Annotated in this window: 1 pseudogene; it reads right to left on the minus strand. The window is 34.9% G+C overall.

The annotated features are described in order from the left end of the window. Positions 1–298 (minus strand): annotated as a pseudogene (locus tag HMPREF3029_RS08365) (pyridoxal-phosphate dependent enzyme); the annotation flags it as partial.

Consider the following 298-nt stretch of genomic DNA (forward strand, 5'->3'; position numbering starts at 1 on the left):
CACTAATTCCCACAATATTTTTATCACTTTCATTTACAATATTACCCGCAATTAATCCCGCTTGTGTAGTTCCTGTTCCGGAAGCATGAAATATATGATTAAAGTCCACATTAAGACTTTTTTCTTGCGTTAAAATTTCGTCAAACACCATTTTATATGCGTGCGTTCCTAAATCACCATGTCCCCCACCTTGAATAAAGTATGGTGTGTTACCATCTTCTCTCAAACGTTGTAATGTCTTTTCTATTGTTTGAGGAACTTCATTTGCTTCTGTCCAAACAATTTCAGTATCAAATAG

Origin of the sequence: Nosocomiicoccus sp. HMSC059G07 (genome assembly GCF_001815515.1) — a bacterium.
In the GTDB taxonomy this organism is placed as follows: Bacteria; Bacillota; Bacilli; order Staphylococcales; family Salinicoccaceae; genus Nosocomiicoccus; species Nosocomiicoccus ampullae_A.